This window comes from Pseudomonas sp. 6D_7.1_Bac1 (assembly GCF_025465945.1).
Lineage (GTDB): Bacteria > Pseudomonadota > Gammaproteobacteria > Pseudomonadales > Pseudomonadaceae > Aquipseudomonas.
This window is the reverse complement of sequence record NZ_JANLNW010000080.1, coordinates 103667-122055: the sequence shown is the minus strand read 5'-3', so window position 1 is coordinate 122055 and position 18389 is coordinate 103667. Positions and strand designations below refer to the sequence as shown.

20 protein-coding genes and 1 tRNA gene are annotated in these 18389 nt (G+C 59.1%); 6 read left to right on the top strand and 15 right to left on the bottom strand.

Features of this window, described 5'->3' with window-relative positions:
* The first annotated feature begins 69 nt into the window (after positions 1–69).
* From NTD87_RS25255 to NTD87_RS25245, 3 genes are read left to right on the top strand one after another with little or no spacing between them, the layout of a single operon-like run.
* The gene (locus NTD87_RS25255; protein ID WP_262116908.1) at positions 70–639 is read left to right on the top strand and encodes a hypothetical protein; all 570 of its coding nucleotides are present in this window, start codon (positions 70–72) and stop codon (positions 637–639) included.
* Positions 605–1723, top strand: a complete 1119-nt coding sequence (locus tag NTD87_RS25250; RefSeq protein WP_262116907.1) for a T6SS phospholipase effector Tle1-like catalytic domain-containing protein — start codon at positions 605–607, stop codon at positions 1721–1723. The genes NTD87_RS25255 and NTD87_RS25250 overlap by 35 nt, the downstream gene beginning before the upstream one ends.
* Before the next feature lie 2 nt (positions 1724–1725).
* A complete protein-coding gene (locus NTD87_RS25245) occupies positions 1726–2379 on the top strand; it encodes a DUF2931 family protein (protein ID WP_262116906.1) in 654 nt (217 codons plus the stop codon).
* Between the two features lie 184 nt (positions 2380–2563).
* Here the strand turns inward: NTD87_RS25245 and NTD87_RS25240 are convergent, their stop codons facing one another.
* The 7 genes from NTD87_RS25240 to NTD87_RS25210 all read right to left on the bottom strand — a co-directional run bounded on the left by NTD87_RS25240 (position 2564) and on the right by NTD87_RS25210 (position 8965).
* The gene (locus tag NTD87_RS25240; protein ID WP_262116905.1) at positions 2564–3574 is read right to left on the bottom strand and encodes a YeiH family protein; all 1011 of its coding nucleotides are present in this window, start codon (positions 3572–3574) and stop codon (positions 2564–2566) included.
* Positions 3571–3897, bottom strand: a complete 327-nt coding sequence (locus tag NTD87_RS25235; RefSeq protein ID WP_262116904.1) for a Rieske (2Fe-2S) protein — start codon at positions 3895–3897, stop codon at positions 3571–3573. The genes NTD87_RS25240 and NTD87_RS25235 overlap by 4 nt, the downstream gene beginning before the upstream one ends.
* Positions 3894–4556, bottom strand: a complete 663-nt coding sequence (locus NTD87_RS25230; protein WP_262116903.1) for a DsbA family oxidoreductase — start codon at positions 4554–4556, stop codon at positions 3894–3896. The genes NTD87_RS25235 and NTD87_RS25230 overlap by 4 nt, the downstream gene beginning before the upstream one ends.
* Positions 4553–5887 (bottom strand): MFS transporter, encoded by a 1335-nt coding sequence (locus tag NTD87_RS25225; RefSeq protein ID WP_262116902.1) that lies wholly within the window; start codon positions 5885–5887, stop codon positions 4553–4555. The genes NTD87_RS25230 and NTD87_RS25225 overlap by 4 nt, the downstream gene beginning before the upstream one ends.
* Positions 5888–5990: 103 nt before the next feature.
* Positions 5991–7043, bottom strand: a complete 1053-nt coding sequence (locus tag NTD87_RS25220; RefSeq protein WP_262116901.1) for a 3-keto-5-aminohexanoate cleavage protein — start codon at positions 7041–7043, stop codon at positions 5991–5993.
* Between the two features lie 78 nt (positions 7044–7121).
* On the bottom strand, positions 7122–7970 hold the full coding sequence (locus NTD87_RS25215; RefSeq protein WP_262116900.1) for a TauD/TfdA dioxygenase family protein: 849 nt from the start codon (positions 7968–7970) through the stop codon (positions 7122–7124).
* Positions 7971–7984: 14 nt separating this feature from the next.
* Positions 7985–8965, bottom strand: a complete 981-nt coding sequence (locus tag NTD87_RS25210; protein ID WP_262116899.1) for a quinone oxidoreductase family protein — start codon at positions 8963–8965, stop codon at positions 7985–7987.
* A 74-nt stretch (positions 8966–9039) separates the two neighbouring features.
* Here NTD87_RS25210 and NTD87_RS25205 point away from each other — a divergent pair, with 74 nt between their 5' ends.
* Positions 9040–9309, top strand: coding sequence for a hypothetical protein (locus NTD87_RS25205; protein ID WP_262116898.1), 270 nt, complete (start codon positions 9040–9042; stop codon positions 9307–9309).
* Between the two features lie 191 nt (positions 9310–9500).
* Here the strand turns inward: NTD87_RS25205 and NTD87_RS25200 are convergent, their stop codons facing one another.
* Both NTD87_RS25200 and NTD87_RS25195 read right to left on the bottom strand, forming a co-directional pair.
* Positions 9501–9809, bottom strand: coding sequence for a hypothetical protein (locus tag NTD87_RS25200; RefSeq protein ID WP_410017521.1), 309 nt, complete (start codon positions 9807–9809; stop codon positions 9501–9503).
* A gap of 144 nt (positions 9810–9953) precedes the next feature.
* Positions 9954–10346, bottom strand: a complete 393-nt coding sequence (locus NTD87_RS25195; RefSeq protein ID WP_262116897.1) for a DUF1801 domain-containing protein — start codon at positions 10344–10346, stop codon at positions 9954–9956.
* 321 nt (positions 10347–10667) lie between these two features.
* On the opposite strand from NTD87_RS25195, the gene NTD87_RS25190 reads away from it, so the two are divergent.
* Positions 10668–11705 (top strand): AraC family transcriptional regulator, encoded by a 1038-nt coding sequence (locus tag NTD87_RS25190; protein WP_262116896.1) that lies wholly within the window; start codon positions 10668–10670, stop codon positions 11703–11705.
* 427 nt (positions 11706–12132) lie between these two features.
* On the opposite strand, the gene NTD87_RS25185 is transcribed toward NTD87_RS25190, so the two are convergent.
* Complete coding sequence (locus NTD87_RS25185) at positions 12133–13614, bottom strand: MFS transporter (RefSeq protein ID WP_262116895.1); 1482 nt, start codon at positions 13612–13614, stop codon at positions 12133–12135.
* A 140-nt stretch (positions 13615–13754) separates the two neighbouring features.
* Here NTD87_RS25185 and NTD87_RS25180 point away from each other — a divergent pair, with 140 nt between their 5' ends.
* The gene (locus NTD87_RS25180; RefSeq protein WP_262116894.1) at positions 13755–14678 is read left to right on the top strand and encodes a LysR family transcriptional regulator; all 924 of its coding nucleotides are present in this window, start codon (positions 13755–13757) and stop codon (positions 14676–14678) included.
* Positions 14679–14740: 62 nt separating this feature from the next.
* Here the strand turns inward: NTD87_RS25180 and NTD87_RS25175 are convergent.
* From NTD87_RS25175 to NTD87_RS25155, 5 genes are all read right to left on the bottom strand, one after another.
* Positions 14741–14815 (bottom strand) — tRNA-Gln (locus NTD87_RS25175).
* Between the two features lie 311 nt (positions 14816–15126).
* On the bottom strand, positions 15127–16230 hold the full coding sequence (locus NTD87_RS25170; protein ID WP_262116893.1) for an alpha/beta hydrolase: 1104 nt from the start codon (positions 16228–16230) through the stop codon (positions 15127–15129).
* A gap of 64 nt (positions 16231–16294) precedes the next feature.
* Positions 16295–16750, bottom strand: a complete 456-nt coding sequence (locus NTD87_RS25165) for a cupin domain-containing protein (RefSeq protein ID WP_410017520.1) — start codon at positions 16748–16750, stop codon at positions 16295–16297.
* Between the two features lie 22 nt (positions 16751–16772).
* Entirely contained in the window at positions 16773–17522 is a 750-nt protein-coding gene (locus NTD87_RS25160; protein ID WP_410017519.1) for a carboxymuconolactone decarboxylase family protein, read from the bottom strand.
* 45 nt (positions 17523–17567) lie between these two features.
* Positions 17568–18314 carry an SDR family oxidoreductase gene (locus tag NTD87_RS25155; protein ID WP_262116891.1) on the bottom strand — a complete coding sequence of 249 codons (747 nt, stop codon included), beginning with the start codon at positions 18312–18314 and terminating at the stop codon, positions 17568–17570.
* Positions 18315–18389: the final 75 nt, after the last annotated feature.

Sequence of the window (18389 nt, the reverse complement as noted above, 5' to 3'; positions counted from 1 at the left end):
TGTTGTCCCTAGAAACCGATCACTGATTTGGCGCCCAGGGACGGGCTTTGCGCTAAAAGGGAGGCATTCATGGAAGACGATTTTGGGGGATACCACTGCGCCATCTGCCGTGACGATGCCTATAAGGAACGCACCCGACTAACGGCCGAACGCAACCGGAGAACGGCCGAACGCAACCGAGAAAAAGCACTGGACTCGGAACGGGTCCAGCGCCGATACGATGAGATGCAGGTTCGGCAGCGAGCACAGGAAGAGCAGTACAACGATGCCTGGGAAGCCAGGCAAGCGCGCGAAGAAGCCGCCCGCGTAAAGATCACCCTGCGTATCGGGGTGTTTTTCGATGGCACCGGCAACAACCCGTTCAACGTCGAGATGGGGCGAAAGTGCGGGGCTCATCATCCGGTGTCGGCGCAGGATATGGATGGGAATTGCAAGCCGTACATGCAAGACCCTGACAGTAGCTATGGAGGTGAAGTGACGAATGTTAAGCGGTTGTATGATTTGTACTCGAAATCTACTGACTCGGGAAAAGTCATCCAGCAAAAGCTGGCGTTCGATAAGGTCTATATCGAAGGTATTGGCACAATGGCAGGAGAGCAAGACCGTGTGCTGCTGGGCATGGCATTGGGTCGGGGGTGAGACGGGTATTGAAGCTCGGGTATTTGACGCGTTCGATCTGATCAAACGCCGGTTACGCAGCTTTCACGATGACTACCCAGACATCCAGATTCAGTCCCTGATCTTCGATATCTTCGGCTTCAGCCGGGGTGCGGCCGCCGCCCGACATTTCGCCTGCTTGTGCCTGGCCAGAACCGGCAGCCCGTTGCGCGAAACCCTGTCCCTGCCCGACAGATTGTTTGCACGGGGCTTCAGCAAGGTGTTTGGCGAAGGGGTCAACACCGGGTTTATCGGCCTGTTCGACACCGTCGCTTCCGTCGGCGGCCTGAGTAATCTGGGCTATGTGCGCAGTCCGACAACCCCCGGGGTCAAGTTGTATTTGATGCCGCGCTTCTTCCCCAATGTCCTGCAACTGGTGGCACGGGACGAGTACCGCGCCAACTTCGCCCTCAACAAGGTCGGCCCGGACCATCCGGAAATCAGCCTGCCGGGGGTTCATTCGGATATCGGCGGTGGTTACCGCGATGAAATCGAAGAGTGCGTGTTACTCAGCCCCATGCAAGCCTTGGAAGTGGGCGAATTCACCGACGTAAAAACCACCTCGATCTACCGCGATGCCCAACAGGAACGGGCAAAATGGCACGCCAAGGGCTGGCCACTGGAGATGCTGGAACTGGTCACCCCTGATCCGGTAAAGCTGTTGCCTGAACCAAGAGAGCAGAACGCGCCGAAACAAAAGCGGATATTTGTCGGCTTGCAGCTACGGCGCAAGATCGGCGCCGGACTGTCCCGAGTGTACCTGCGGGTGATGTATGAGGCAGCCAAAAAGCATGGGATTGAGTTTGACGACCTTCAGGAAGATCCCGAATTGGCTCCACCGGCCGATCTTCAGCCACTGTGCGAGCGGTTTGTCGCAGGTGACTACCGCATTACCGCCGCCGAGGAGCAACTGCTGAAGCAGCACTACATCCACCAGTCAGCGCACTGGAACCCGACCTTTCTCTCGGGGCCTCGCACCACCACCTTCGAACTGGCCTATGCCCATGTCCCGACGGCAGATGCCGTACGGGTGCACCACCCTCATGTACCGGAATGGATGCTGTAACCATGAAAATCCTGTTTGCATTATTAGCCATGTTGTCGATGAGCGCCTGCCATGCCATCGATCCGCTATCGGCAAAAAATGATTTTAAAACACGCTGGTGGTATATCGGTTTTACCGAACCTGCTCACATGACGGTGTGGGTCGAGACCTCCGCTGTCGAGGATATAAAGGGGCGGATAATTCACGATATCGCGGCGGGTGCTGCGGGCAGCAGCGACCACGAAAATGGAACTGAAAACGCTCGGGGATGGGTGGGCATCGGTGGTGAAGGCATGCCAGTCACGGGCGCCGACTTGCCGAAACGCCTCTTTGTGCGCTGGCAATCGATTGTCGAACGCAAGACCTACGCGGGCTGGATCGATATCTCCGAATCCACCCGCGACATCATGCGCAACTCGACGGCCCAGCGTTGCTATAAAACACCAGAGTATTCCGCCAACTCTGCTGCTTCCCTCAACGTGGGGTTGGCACCTGGAGGAATAATCCAGGTATGGACCCGCGACGACTGTTTCCGCGCTCATAAAGTCGACCGAGGGCAAGTCGGCATCGAGCCGTTAGGTCCCGATCAAGGCAAGTACAACGGCTTCTACGGCAAGATCAAAGACTCCTCCAAACGCTACATCGAACGCTTTGGCATTCCCTATGGCAGTTGGTGATGAGGTGTCTTTGTTCCTGAACCGGCCCCAAAAAAAGGCGACTGCTGGTACAGTCGCCGCGAAAGAGCCGGTGTTTTCGACACCGGCCAAGAGCCTCACTGCGCCGAGGAGCCAACGCAGTGCAACTCTCCGTAGCAGCTGGCTGCTACAAAAAAGTGCGCGCAACCAGAATTTCTCAACCGGCTCATAAGCCCCAATGCAGCAACAGCAACACCAGGACAGCGAGGAACACCGTCTCCCCTACCATCAGCAGAATGGGTTTGATGCCAACGGCGGCGAGCTCCTTGAGCTGAGTCTTCATACCCAAGGCACTGATGGAAACCACCAGGCTCCAGCGCGACAGTTCGTTGACCGAGCCCTGCACCGCCGGGGCAACCCAGCCGGTACTGTTGACGCAGGCAAGAATCAGGAAACCGACGGCGAACCAGGGCAGCAGCGGCGGCCGCTTGCCCGCCGTGTCGGCGCCCTGCATACGCGTGATCAGGGTGGCGCTGAGGATCACGGGTAGCAGCATGGCGACCCGCATCAGCTTGACCACGGTGGCGATGTCGCCGGTCTCGGTCGACATGCTGTAACCGGCACCGACGACCTGAGCGACATCGTGGATGGTGCCGCCGAGGAACACCCCTGCCACTTGTGGCGACAACGCCAACCAGTTAGCAATCATCGGGTAAAGGATCATCGCCGTGGTGGACAGCGCCGACACCCCGATGACGGTGAACAACGTGGCACGCTCTTTCTGCGGATGATTGGGCAACGCCGCCGCCAGCGCCATCGCCGCCGAAGCGCCACAGATCGCAGTAGCTCCACCAGTGAGCATGCCGAACAAGCGCTGAAAGCCCAGCGCCTTGGCCGCCACCACCGAGACACTGATGGTCACCACCACCAGGATCACCACCAGAGCAAACGGTTTCCAGCCCAGCGCGGCAATCTGTTCGAGGGTGATGCGCATACCCAACAGGGCCACGCCGATGCGCAACACGGTGCGCGCCGTGAATTCGATGCCGGCCTTGCACGGGCCCTCACCGGAAAGAAAGTTCAACCCCATGCCGAGCAGCAAGGCGAACAGCATGACCGGCGCACCGTAGTGTTCGGAGAGGAAGGACGCCGCCGCAGCTACGATCAGGCTGACGATAAAACCCGGTGCCAATTCACGCGTTCGGCTGTGGATGCTGCTGATAGCAATGGCGCTCATGGCACGGACTCCTCGGAGGCGATAACGATGTATGCGTGGCCATCGACTACCTCGACCGGGTAGTTGGCGACCTTGAGTTGGGTGGAGTTGAGCAAGTAGCCGCTGCTCAGGTCGAAGCGCAGGCCGTGGGCGCAGCATTGAATCACCCGACCATCGAGGCGCCCGCCACACAGCGAAGCGCCCTGGTGCGGGCAGCTGTCGTCGATGGCGTAGAGCTGCCCTTCGACGTTGAACAACGCCAGGCTTCTGCCATCGAATTCGAACAGCACGCGGCCACCGGCCTGCGGGAGTTTTCCGGCAGGCACGGGAATACGCAGACTCATGATGGCTGGCGCTCGGGATCGCTCTGCAGCAGCGTTGCACACATGGCGTCGAGCAGTACTTCGGCAGGCTGCGCCCCCGCCATCGCCAAACGACGGTCGAAGTGGAAATAGGGCACACTGCTGGCTGCCTTCACGCAGCCGACATAGGGACTGGCGTTGCCAAGCAGGCAGTCGGCCACATCAGCGCGGTCAAAGCCGCACGACTCGGCGATGTTGATCAAGGTGTCACAGCAACCCAGGTCCTCGCCGTTATAGAAGTAAGCAGCAAACAGACGATCGAGCAGGAGGTCGCACTGCACCGCACTGCCAAGCTTGACGGCACGCTCCAGCAGGCGATGGGCATCGGCGGTGTTGGGCATCTTGTCGATGCGCGTCAGGTCGATGTTCAGGCCGGCCACGGCAGCGGCCTGCTGTACTTGAGCCTGGCGCATGCGCACCGTCTCGACGCTGCCCAGGCGATTCAGATAGAACTCGGCGAACGGTTCGCCCTGTGCCGGCAGGTGAGGCAGCAACTGCACGCCATGCCAGAACACCTCGACGCCGATATCCGGCTGGTTTGCGTGTAACCGGGTCAGCGCGTGCTCCATCTGGCGCTTACCGATCAGGCACCAGGGGCAGATAAAATCAAAGTACACATCGATACGCAAACTACGACTCACGACTTCACCTCAAACACTACGTTTTTGCTAACGCTGTCATCGACGTGCTCGCCCTTAAGCCGAGCAATGTCATTGTGGTAATGACACTTGGCATAAAAGAACACGACCGCTGCGGCAATGCTGACCAGTGGCACCCACTGGAAGGCGGCATGCAGGCCGATCAAATCGGACACCTTGCCGGTGATGAATGGCCCTGGGGCCAGCCCCAGCATGTTGTTGGCCAAGGTAAGCGTGGCGAACGCCGTGCCGTGGACCGAATAGTGGGTCAGGTTGGCAACCATCGCCCCGGCAGGCCCGGTGGTACCGGCAGCAATCAGCATGCCCAGGCAGATCAGCGCCAGTTGGGCAGGCCCGGCCGGCAGGGCGAACGCCAGCGACAACAGCACACAACTGCCCAGGCAATACGCGATGGCCAGGGCAATCTTGCGTTCCGGCGATTGGTGGCACAGGCGATCGCTAAGCATGCCGCACAGAATCATCCCTGCACCGCTGCACAGCACGATGATCGCCGCGACACCACCGGCCTTGTCCGCCCCCATGTCGTAGTAACGATTGAGGTAGCTCGGCATCCACACGATCACAGTGCCACCGACGAACAGCTGCAAGCCGCTGCCGACATAGGCACCGATCACCGAACGACTGGAAAACAACGTACGCAATGGACGCTTGACCGCTGCAGCGGCTTCGCTCGCGGCCATGGCAGCGCGCTGTGGAGCGATCCGCGTTTCCTTCACGATGATCGGGTAAAGCACCGCCAGCAACAGACCGAACAGCGCCATGCCGGCGAAGGACCAACGCCAACCCAACTTGGTGGCAATCACTCCACCAAAGGCCATGCCCAATACCGAGCCGAACATGCCGCCGGCCATAAAGGCACTGGAAAGCGTGGCACGCAGGTGCTTGGGAAATACGGAGATCACCACCGCGATGCCGACGCTGCCGTAGGCGGCCTCGCCGACGCCCACCATGAAGCGGGCAATGAACATTTGCGGGTAGTCCTGCGCGAGCGCGCAGCCCAGCGTGGCCAGGCTCCACATCAGCGCCATCAGCGCCAGGCTTCTGACCCGACCGAAGCGGTCAGCCAGCAGTGACAGGGGAAACGTCAAGAGGCCCACCATCAAGGCGACGATGCCACTGAGCAGGCCAAGCTGGCCGTCGCTCAGCGCCCACTCGCTCTTGAGCATCGGGAACACGGCGTTAAGCACCTGCCGCGACATGTAGTCGGAAATCAACAGGCCGAACGTCAGCGCGAAGACGATCCAGGCGTATTTGCGCGCAACACCGACAGAGCCAGGCTCGTCATCGTCTACTGCGCTGGTGTGAAAGGCCATGCTGCCTCCTCGGAACTCTGCTTCTATTTATTATTGTTGTGCATCTGAATCTTGTTCCAATGCAGCGGGGCGAGAAGCCATCGGCCACCCGCCCCGCTACCGGTCAGCCGCGTTGTGGAACGCCTTTCTGACCCGGCTTGCGGTTTGGTGCCATGCCATTGGCCAGCAGGGTTTCTTCGATGCTGTTGTACTCGACACCGATGCGATAGATTTCGCGCGCTTCCTTGCCCGAAGCAATTTCACGGCCCAACTCATGCGCAACGCGCACGGTCTGCTGGATCTGCTGCACGGAAGAGAAACGCTTGCCTTTCTGATCGATGATCGTGTCTTCGATGCCGACGCGTGGGTGCATACCCATCGCCAGCGCCATGGTGTTGAACGGCAATACGTTCTTGAGCAACGACTCGGCGGTCACGGTGCTGCCATCCGGCGCACGGTGGATGAAATTGAAAAAGTTGAACGGATTGGGGCCGTCAAAACCGCCGCCGATGCCGATCCAGGTCAGGTTCAGCGGGCCCTTGTAGACACCCTTGCGCACCAGGCGCTCGAGGGTTTCCAGGGCATGCATACCGGTCAGCTGGAAATGTGGCTGGATGCCATTGGCCATCAAGCGCTTGAGGTGCTCCTCGACCCAGGCTGGGCCGGCCGGCACGGTCATCTCGCTGTAGGCGGCCTGATAGGCAGGATTGGCCAGGGAAGTGCCTTCCAGATACTCAGGATATAACAGCTCCATGATGTTCATCTGACAGGTGTTGATGGCGACGGTGACCTGGTCAGGCTTTGGCGTCAGCTCGGCGAGCATGTGACGGGTGTCGTCGGAGAGCCACTTGGCCGCTTCGCCATCGCTTTCAGGGGCGAAGGAAATCGAGCCGCCCACCTGGATGATCATGTCCGGCACGGCTTCACGCACACCGGCGATCAGCTCGTTGAACTTGGACAGGCGCTTGGAGCCTTTGCCGTCCAGTTCACGCACGTGCAGGTGCAATACGGTCGCACCGGCTTCGTAGCAGTCGACAGCCTTCTGTACCTGTTCGTCCATGGTCAGTGGAATGTCTTCGGGGAAGTCTTCCGGCATCCATTCAGGGCCGTACGGGGCGACGGTGATCACCACCTTTTCCATGTTTTCCGGGTGCAGGGAATCGTCGAAGAATTGCATGAGTGGCTCCTGTTATTTTTGTTACCCACTCGGCGGGCTATGCCGGGCGGACACATGTGAGAGTTCACAAGCGGTGGATCAGTAAGTCTTGTCGCCCATGATGCCGGCGCGTTCCATCTTGCGATGGCAGGGCGGGTAATCCATGACGGCGTAGTGCTGGGTACTGCGGTTGTCCCAGATGGCGATGCTGTTGGGCTTCCAACGCCAGCGCACTTGATACTCGGGGATGTACGCCTGGCTGATCAGGTAGCGCAGCAGCTCCGATGCACCAGGGTTTGCGTCCTGGCCGAAACGCACCCGTTCGGGGGTATGGAAATTACTGAAATGTGTGGTGAAGGCATTGACGAACAGCACCTTTTCAGCGGTTTCCGGGTGGGTGCGCACCACCGGATGCTCGGCATCCGGAAACTGCGCCTTGAGCGCCAGGCGTTTTTCTATCGGCATGGCCGCGCCGAAGCTCGCCTCGATGCTATGACGAGCGCGCAGGTCGGCGATCTTCACCTTCACGTCAGCGGGCAGCTGCGCGTAGGCCTCCACCATGTTCGCCCACATGGTATCGCCGCCCACCGGCGGGCACTCCACGCAGCGCAGTACACAGCCCATCGGCGGGGCCTCGCGCCAGGTGGCGTCGGTGTGCCAGGCGTTCTCGTAACGGTCCGCCGGCTGGTCCGGACGCTTGTAGATCTGCACCAGCCCCGGATGATCCGGATCACTGCCGGCCACCGGATGACCCTCCAGCTCGCCGAATCGGCGGGCGAAGGCCACGTGCTCGGCGCGAGTGATGTTCTGGTCACGCAGGAACACCACCCGATGCTTGAGCAGCTGGACACGAATCTCGGCAAACAGACCATCGTCATGGATGGCGTCGGCGAGATTGACGCCGATCAGTTCCGCGCCGATGTTGCAGGTCAGTTGTTCGACTTTCACGGCAGGTGGCTCCCTTAAATGACGAAAATCGACGAGCCGGTGGTCTTGCGTGACTCCAGGTCACGATGAGCCTGTACGGCATCCTGCAATGCATAGTGCTGGTTGATCTCGATCTTGATTCGACCGCTGCCGACGTGATCGAACAACTCGCCGGCCAGGGCCGCTTTCTCCGTAGGTTCGGCGATGTAGTCGGCCAGCGCCGGACGGGTCAGGAACAACGAGCCTTTCATCGCCAACATGACCGGGTCGAAAGCCGGGATCGGGCCGGATGCGGTCCCCACGCAAACCATCAGGCCGCGGCGCTTGAGCGAATCCAGAGAGCCCGTGAAAGTATTCTTCCCGACACTGTCGAACACCACATTGACACCGACTCCGTCCGTCAGGTCGCGAACGCGCTTGGCGACGTCTTCGTGGCTGTAGTTGATAACGTGGTCGCAGCCATGGTCCCGGGCGATTTCACCCTTAGCCTCGGTGGACACAGTGCCGATGACCGTCAGGCCCAGCAGCTTGGCCCACTGCGAAACGATCAGGCCGACACCACCGGCGGCGGCATGCAGCAGAATGCTGTCGCCAGCCTTGAAATTGTAGATACGGCGCATCAGGTACGATGAAGTCAAGCCGCGCATGGTCATGGCCGCGGCGGTCTCGAAACTGATGGTTTCCGGCAGTTTGATCAGAGGCTCGGCCGAGATCAGTCGCTCGGTGCTGTAGGCACCCAGGGTATTGAGAAAGCCGGTGTAGGTGACGCGATCACCGACCACAACGTTAGTCACGCCCTCGCCGACCGCCTGCACCATACCGGAGGCTTCGACCCCCATGCCGTTAGCCAGCGGGATCGGATAGGTACCATTGCGAAAGTAGGTGTCGGCATAGTTCAGGCCGACCGCCACATGACGAAGGCGAACCTGACCCGGGCCGGGCTCACCGACCTCGACGTCTTCATAGCGAAGGACTTCGGGACCACCGGGTTCATAGAAGCGTACGGCTTTGGCCATGCCTGTTTTACTCCAATCTGTAATGTTGGCGTGCTGCGTCAAATTGCGCTGATTGGACTGTAGGACGCAGGTCGATGAGACGCTTCTCATCAGACGACAATGGCTTTTCATTTCGTGACAGCCGATACGCCTGCGTGCGGTGCAGCGAGAACGAGAGATTGTTACTCAGCATCCAGTGTTTGAAATCACGGGTGCGTGTGAACGAGCGCGACGCAAACGAGGGAGGGTTGTGGTCGTCGTTGCACGCCATTGAAATGGCCAAAGGGCTGGTGGATGCGGTGCTGGACGGAGTTGAAAACGATGGGTTGGATCTTTGGCAAAAGCTGCAGCCGATTCGCCTTTGAAGTCGATTTGGCACGGCTGTTGGTAGCTGCCGCAGCCATGATCTGAAAAATGGAGGTGCGGCAAGCACCTCTATTTTTCAACGACCTGGCCGAACCGAGAATGAACTCACTGATGCAGTACGAAAGTCGCCAGGGTCAGGGTAGAACTGATTGGTTCGGTCATCCCGTGCCAACGCATCCATGGCGTAGCATCATTTACGCGCCAACTTATACCTGACGCACTCCTCGTAGAAGCTCTGCCGGACGGCAGCGGGCTTGAACCGCGATTTACTGTCGTAGGTTTGCTCGGTAATGCCCAGGGCCATCATGCGCATCCACCCCTTGCTAAACTTGTAAGCCTGTATCTTCTGGCGAGCGGCATACAGTGAGACCCCCGACAGCTTGAGCTCCTGGGCTTTCGCTGCGGTTCCCGCCCCCCAGCTGCACATAAACCGATCATTCGACATCAGCTCTTTGGCCTGGACAGAGACTGCAACGCTCGCCAGGGCAAACGAGATCATCGTGACACATACAGTGCGCAATTGTATTTCACCTAACCACCTGAAAATAAAGTGATTCTGGCGATATTTTTCAGGCTTCGGGGCCAGCAAAATGCCTTATCTGCGGCTTAGCGAATTTGCTTGGCGATACTCGACTGCGATCAGTCACGTGTTGAGCGCCACGGCGGCGCGAATGAGCGCCTTCAACGCTTCTTCATCAATCCTCTCGCCCTCATGGAGATCAATGGCACGCCTGGTGTTGCCTTCGAGGCTTGAGTTGAAGAGACCTGAAGGGTCCTCCAACGAGGCGCCCTTGGCGAAAGTCATCTTCACGACATTCTTGTAGGTCTCGCCAGTGCAGATGATTCCGGCGTGCGACCACACCGGAACCCCCCTCCACTTCCACTCCTCGACCACTTCGGGGTCGGTCTGCCTGATGAGCGTTCGGAGCCAAGCAAGCGTCTCGCCCCGCCAGTCACTCAGCTCCTTGATTCTCGCATCGATCAGTTGAGAGGCAGAGCCTCCCTCCTCTCCTTCCTTTGAGCCGATCTTCTTCATGATGGTTGTCGCCTTCGTCATGGTGGTTATCGCTTGCCCGCCACTTGAGTATTGCTGACTGTCGGCTGCGAGCAAATGCTGCCGCCGAACGCAGGGCTTGCCTGGCTGACCGAAGGCAGTGAGTGGCGGCGTCGATTTCAGATCAAACCCGGGTTCGGGCATAGCGCACCTCTTTTTTATTTTGGGTATGGGCAGGCGTGGCGGTCGAGACAGCAAACCGTGTGCGGCCCATCATGATGCCAACCCCTCAATAGCCCCATGACGTAAAAGGACAATTACTTTAGTATTTGGGCCAATTCCTTTCTCTGATGAGTAGAAAGCATGAGCCTGCGGGAATTGATACGGGGGCCGGCAAGTGCGCTGTTGCTGGTGGAGTTTGGTCGCGAGAAAGGACTGTCGCCTGCGCAACTGCTGGCCGGCTCAGGACTGTCGCTGACAAAGCTGTCAGATCCCAATTTCGAGCTGTCGTGTGCCCAGGAATTGCGCCTGATCAATAACCTGCTCAACCTGCTGGGACACCCGCGTGGGCTGGGTTATGAAGTGGGCGCCCGCTATCATTTCTCGATCTACGGACTGTTTGGCTATGGCTTGATCAGCAGCGCGACCGCGGGTGATGCACTGAAGCTGGCCCTGCGCTTTTTACCGCTGACCTATGCGTTTACCCGCATCGCCTACCATGAGGAACACACGCTCGGCGTCTTGACGTTCGCCGAGCCGGAGTTGGCAGATGAGTCGATCAGACACTTTGTGATTGAGCGCGACATGAGTGCCGCAGCGGTGCTGCTCAAAGAAATCGCTGGCAGTGAGTTCTCGGTGGCGCGCTTTACCCTCAAGAAAAAACACCCCGTCGATCAATCGGCTTCAAGTGCTGGCAACATTCTTGGCGTCAGGCCCGACTACCTGGCCAGCAGCAACAGCCTGGCCTTTGATCGTTCGCTTCTGAGCCGCCCATTACCTCAGGCAAACACCGTCACCGTATCGATGTGCGAGCAAATGTGCGCGCAATTGATGGAGCGCCGAATCCCCCATACAGGAACCGCCACCCTGGTCCGGCAGTACCTGAACATTACCCCGCTGGGCACACCGCCAGACCTGCCCGCGATGGCCAACCTGATCAATATCAGTGAGCGGACGTTGAAACGTCGCTTGCACGATGAGGGGACGTCTTACCGACACTTGCTGGCGCAGTCTCGCAGCTCTGCGGCTTTGGCGTTACTCAACGACCCGGGGATCAAACTGACGGACATTGCCGAAAAACTGGGCTACAGCGATCTGTCCAGTTTTTCACAGACCTTCAAACGCTGGTACGGCGTATCCCCCAGAACGTATCGCAACGACTCCAGGGCCAAGATCCCGTAGAGACGAAAAAGCCCGCACAAGGCGGGCTTTGAAAATCAAGTAGGTGGCCGGCGCTGGTCTCCGGCTTACAAGGTTTATCAGGACTCTCACAGAACAGTTTTGTGCTCTTCTGCTTCACACGGCATAAGGGCTGGATCCCAGCGCGGAGATCTTTCTAACCGTGTACCCTTCGGAACGCGCCCCACGTTTCCTTGCTATCCTCTTGCGCATCAGTCTGCGTCTTCACCTACACCTTCAGAGTAGCAAAAAGTCCGGAGCACAGGCCGGACTTTTTAGAACGATTTTGTTCCGAAGGGAGAGCGGCAGTATGGAAATATACTATCGCCAGACAGACACTCCTGGTGCCGTTCGAGTGTCGTACCGCGATCACCATTGCGCAGTGAGTCGTGCCTTCGTACTCCGACCTTTTCGCTGATGCGCGCAGATCTTATTCAAGGCCACACCCCTCCCCCTGCTCATGATTTGAAGAAACGGCACGCCGCGAACGAGCATGGCTTGCAAACGCGAGGGCAAGGGCTGCGACGATTAGAATGCCGGCGACAGCAAACGTAATCCGCATACCGGTGGCGATGGCTTCGGGGGGCACCGTCGTGAAGTCGGTCGCCGCCGAGGCGAGCGCAAACACAGCGCCTATCACGGATGCACCGGTGATGAGTCCAAGATTGCGCGACAGGCTGAGCATGCCGGAAATGGCGCCCCGCTGATCCGAGTGGACATCCATCATGACAGCAGTGTTGTTAGCGGCCTGGAACAGCTGATAACCGGGGGTCAAGACGACGATGGCAGCAATGTAGCCCGCAATGCCGAACATCGCCGGAAGCACGGATAGGGCAAATGAGCCCGCCACCATTACGATGAGCCCAGCGATGACCATGATTGGCGCGCCAAAACGGTCGACCATACGACCCGCCGGGACACCGCTCAGTGCGGAGATGATTGGGCCAATCGACATGACGATTCCAACAAGAGCCAAGTTGAGCCCCAGTGCACCAGAGAGGTAGAACGGCCCGACCACCAGTGTCGCCATCATCACTGTCGAGACGAGCAGGTTCATGGCGAGGCTGCCACTCAACACGGGATCGCGGAACATCGCCAATCGGATCAAAGGTGACGTGGCTCTCGCCTCGGCGAACACAAAGAGACCTGCTCCGAAGACAGCAGCCAGCAGCAGAGCCATGTTGAGCGCACCGAAACTGCCGCGCCCCATCGTCATGGCAAGTGCATAGGCCGCGAGCGTCAGAGCAAGCAGCAGCGTACCCACAAGGTCAAAACCGGCACTCCCCGTCTTCGGCCCCCGGCGATCAAAGGGCAGATAACGATACGCGAGAATAAAAGTCAGGATACCCAGCGGTACGTTGATGAGGAAGATGCCCCGCCAACTGAGTCCGGCGATCAGAACGCCGCCAAGCGATGGACCGAGCGCGGTGCCAATGGCGGACATCGTCCCGAGTAGCCCCATGGCGCTACCGATCTTTGCCTTCGCAACCGTCTCGCCGACAAAGGCCATGGTGAGGGCCATCATGATGGCCGCACCGAGACCTTGTGCCGTCCGGGCGGCAATCAACAGCCAGAGCGTAGACGCAAAGCCACACAAGGCTGAGGCCACCGTGAACACAAAGATGCCGGCCAGTAGCAGCCGGCGGTGACCGGTGATGTCGCCAAGCCGTCCGACGCTGACGATCAAGGTGGTGATGGCGAGCAAATAAGCAAGGACGATCCACTGGACTTCCTGAAAGGAGGCGTTGAACGCCTGTGACAACGTAGGCAAGCCCACATTGGCGATGCTGGTGCCAAGCGAGGACAACAACATGGATAGCGACAGGCTGGCGAGCACCCACCGAACTGAAGGTGTCCGTTGCGCACTTTCAGCGACTGTCTCATCTCGGCTTGCAATGATTGGCTTCAACATGAACTCCTTTTTCTGGCAGCTGCGGAAACGAAACTGTCAGAAGCGTATTCCTTTGCCTGAGATGGCGGAAGACGCACCGTTTGCACTTTACTCGTGCGTTTGACGCCACATCCCGATCAGACATGTGCTACGGTCGATGCATGTCGACACCTGATCTCAACTTGCTTGTCACCCTCAATGTGCTGCTCGCGGAAGGCAGCGTTGCGCGCGCAGCCCAAAGGTTGCGGCTTAGTCCGTCGGCGATGAGCCGGGCGCTGGCGCGATTGCGTGAAACGACAGGCGATCCGCTGTTGGTCAGGGCCGGACGCGGTCTGGTTCCCACACCCCGAGCGCTGGAACTGCGCGAACGGGTCAGTCAGCTCGTCCAGGACGCAGAAGCGGTTCTACGCCCTGCTGAGAAACTCAACCTCAAACAGTTAGTCCGAACGTTCACTCTGCGCACCAGTGACGGCTTTGTGGAGAACTTCGGACCGGACCTCATTGCTCGCGTCGGCGGGGAAGCTCCCGGCGTACGGCTGCATTTTGTACAGAAGCCAAACAAAGACAGCGCGCCACTGCGCGACGGGACCGTCGATCTGGAAACTGGCGTTGTAGGGAAGACGACGGCTCCGGAGGTGCGAGCGCAGGCATTGTTCCGAGACCGTTTCATTGGCGTCGTGCGAATGGGGCACTCGCTGAGCCAGGGCGAAATCACTCCCGTCCGTTATGCGGCCGGCAGGCACATCAGCGTCTCGCGACGGGGCCTCGACAGGGGACCGATTGATATTGATGAAGCCCTGAATTCAGTCGGGCTGGAAAGGGAGATCGTCACGATCGTCGGTGGCTTTTCAACCGCATTGGCGCTCGCTCGGGCCAGCGACCTGATCGCCAGTGTTCCCGAACGACATACCGGAAACCTGCGTGCCGGAATGCATAGCTTTCCCCTTCCGGTCTCCCTGACGACGTTCACGGTGTCATTGCTCTGGCACCCACGGCTGGATGCCGATCCCGCGCATCGCTGGTTGCGCGGATGCATTCGGGACGTTTGTGCGGAGCAACTCGGCAATGCTTCAGTGTCGAGGTAAATGCTGCTCCTGGACTCGGGCAATACCTGCCGACTGAGTTATGCCTGGATGAGCATGGAAAATGGCAGGGGCGGCTGGATTCGAACCAACGCATGGCAGGATCAAAACCTGCTGCCTTACCGCTTGGCGACGCCCCTGTATCTGTTGCGACGAGTGCCCGGCACTCTCTTCCTGATTGTGCAGCTTGCGAGCAACATCGAGAGGTTGCTTCCCTTCGCTACAAGCCCAGTCAGGGCCTTTGCAAGAATGCGCGGAAATTTATCAACTTTCGCTTCGTCTGGGAAGACCCAAACAACACAAATTGGTTTTAAAACAGCTACTTACTATTGATCGGGGTTGAGCGCAATCCTCTCGGGGGGCCTTTGAGCTTTCCAGTGGGTGCTGCCGACGTTGGGCCGGCGTCAGCTACTGACCGTAGATTTCGACACCTTTGTCGTCGAGCATGAAGCTAGGCCAGATGACGGGTGAAGAAGGCATTCAGCTTTTCAATAGATTGTTGCGTGTAGGCAGGTCGGTCATATAAATCGACATGCGTTGCGCCGGGAACAACGAATAACTCCTTGGGTTCGACAGCCTTGCTAAACGCATCCTGGCTGAAATAGGCCGACTCCGCGTTCTCGCCGACAATCATGAGCAGCGGCCGTGGCGAGATGGTTTCGATTTGCGCAAAGGGGAAGAAATTCATCATGGGCGCCAGGCTGGTGAACGCATAAAGATTATTGGCGTGGGGGTGCTGCCCTCTCGGCGTCAAGTAATAGTCATAAAACTCACGAACGATCTTTGGGGTATTGGCATCGATTTCAGTAGGGATGGGGCTGATATCCCGTCGTGGTTCTCCCCTGGCCTCCTTGGTTCGCTGCTGCGCTACATCGTCGAGGATCTTCATGCGCTGTTCATAGGTCAGTGTGTCACCCAACCCCTGCCGACGCGCGCGCCCCATGTCGTACATGCTCACCGTGGCGATGGCCTTGATTCTGTGATCAATCTGCGCCGCGCTGACCGCGTACCCCCCACCACCACAAATACCCAGCACGCCAATGCGCTGGGCGTCCACCTGCGGGTGGTTGCTCAGGAAATCAATACACGCGCTGTAATCGCCTACGCGGGTGGACGGAACTTCGGTGTTGCGCGGTTCACCACGGCTATCGCCCCAGTGGGAGGCATCAAATGCGAGGGCCACATAGCCCAGTTCGGCCAGCTTTTGCGCATGCAGGCCAGAGGTCTGCTCTTTTACCCCGCCGAAAGGATGCCCTACGACAATCGCTGCGTAACGCTTGCTGGAATCCATGCCCGCAGGTTTGAAAAGATTGCCGGCCACCAGGGTGTTGGCGGCGGTGTTGGGAAACGTCACGCGCTCCAGGTGAACGCCCTTTCTGTCCGGGTAACCGATCACGGTAGGTTGCGACGCTGCTGTGGGCTGAACCGAAGCCGCTGCCGGCAAGGCCAGGCCCGCACCACCGACCGCAACACCCGACAAAACCACTGCCGAGGCGCCGAGGAAAGTTCGTCTGTACGGGTCAACGATATCGACTGTGGCTTTATCAGTTTGCATATCCCGCTCCTTCATACTTATAAGTGTCAGTTCGAAGCATTAGGGCGGCCCGGCGGTGAAATACCTAGTCGCCAACCTGCTCCAACCAGTCGACCGTTTTGTTGTCCAAGGCCTCGGTAATTGCGATATGGGTCATCCCGGTGGTGGCCGTTGCACCGTGCCAATGCTTTACGTTGGGTGCGATCCTGACGGTGTCGCCAGCCTTGATGAGCTGGGCCGGTTTGCCGGCTTCCTGTACCAGCCCCGTGCCTTCGGTAACGATCAGCGTCTGGCCCAGTGGGTGCGTATGCCACGCCGTTCGCGCGCCTGGCGCGAAGGTCACTGTGGCGCCCCTGATCCTGGAGGGAGGCGAGCCAGCGAAGGGGGCATCGACACGCACCGAGCCGGTGAAGTGTTCCGGCGCCCCCTCGGTTGACGCCTGGGTTGAGTTCGCCACAACCGTCACCCCTGGGGTATCGCTGGCGTTCAGGTTCATGGCCCACAATGAGAGCCCGATAGCGGTTGCCGCGAACATTTTCATGGCCGTCACTCCGTGTTTTGGGTTATCCCCGAGACGCAAAAACCTGCTTGAAGATGGGTACCGCCGACATCGCCTTGGGCCAGCCGACGTAGAAGGCCAGATGGGTCACCACCTCGGCCGCTTCGCTCTGGCTGAGCCCATTGTCCATGGCCAGGTTCAGGTAAGGCAGCAACTGAGCCGACTGCCCCTGGGCAATCAGCGCAGCGATGGTGATCAGGCTGCGGTCACGAAGCCCGAGATCCGTTTGCCGCCACAGCCCGCCGAATACCACGGTGTCGGTGTAATGGGCCAATTGTGGGGTAACATCCGCCAGCGACGGCTGCTGCCCGACCGCCCCGACCACTGCGCTGATTGCAGACGCGTTCGGCTCTAGGGTTATCCCGCGCTCGGCAAAGATTGTTTTTGTGACAGGAACCGCAGACATTGCATTTGGCCACCCGGCATAGAAGGCAAGATGCGTAATCATCGCGCTGATCTCGCTGGGTTTCAGGCCATTGTCCAAGCCCAGTTTCAGGTGCCCGACCATCTGTGCCGTTTGCGCGGCGCTGATCAATGCGGCCAGGGTGATCAGGCTTCGATCGCGCGCTGCAAGTTCATGACGTTTCCAGACCTCGCCGAACAACAGCTCAGTTGTATAGCGATACAACTGGGGCGTGATTTGCAACACATCGGGCGATGGTTTGGGGTCTGGCCTGACCTGCGCCGCAATAGCGTCGCCCGCTGAAACGACACACAGCAACGCCAGTGCGGCCCCTACGTTTGATCGCTTCATCGTTCGCTCTTCATTGGGTTGCCGGCAAGTTAGCCGCCGCTGAACTCAGCCTTCCTGGCGTGTGGGCCGGAACAGGATTTCGTTGATATCGACCTCGGCCGGCTGGCTGATGGCAAATGCAACGGCCCTGGCGAAGGAGTCGGCCGGGATGGCGAACTCCTGATAGAACTTCTGAATCTGCCCCGCGACGTCTGCTTCAGTGATGCTGTTGGGCAATTCGGTGTCCAGCGCACCGGGGGAAACCACCGTGGTGCGAATGTCATAAGGCTTCACTTCCTGGCGCAGCCCTTCGGACAGCGCCAGCACGGCGCTCTTGGTGGCCGCATAAACCGTGCTGCCTGGGCGCACCTTGTGCCCGGCCACGGAGGAAACGTTGATGATATGCCCGCTTTTCTGCTGGATCATGTGCGGCAAGGCAGCGGCAATGCCATACAGAACGCCTTTGATGTTGACGTCGATGGTCTGATCCCAATCCTCGATTTTCAGGCGCTCGAGTGGGGAATGCGGCATCAGGCCGGCGTTGTTGATCATCACGTCGATACGGCCGAACGTGCTGACCGCCTGGTCGACCAACGCCTTGACCTCTTCAGCGCGGGTCACGTCGGTGGCTACCGCGAGTGCGCGGCCCCCGCCCCGGCTCAGTGATTCAGCAAGCGCCGTGATGCGTTCCAGGCGTCGCGCCCCCAGCACTACGTAGGCACCCTGAGCCGACAAGTGACGCGCCGTGGCTTCACCCAGGCCACTGCTGGCACCGGTGATGACGACGACTTTTCCGGCAATGTTGTTTCCCATGTCTGATCCCCTTGCGTTATCGACGTGTTGACTTGATGTAGGGGAGTCAGCATATTTTGATGGCGATATTTCAAC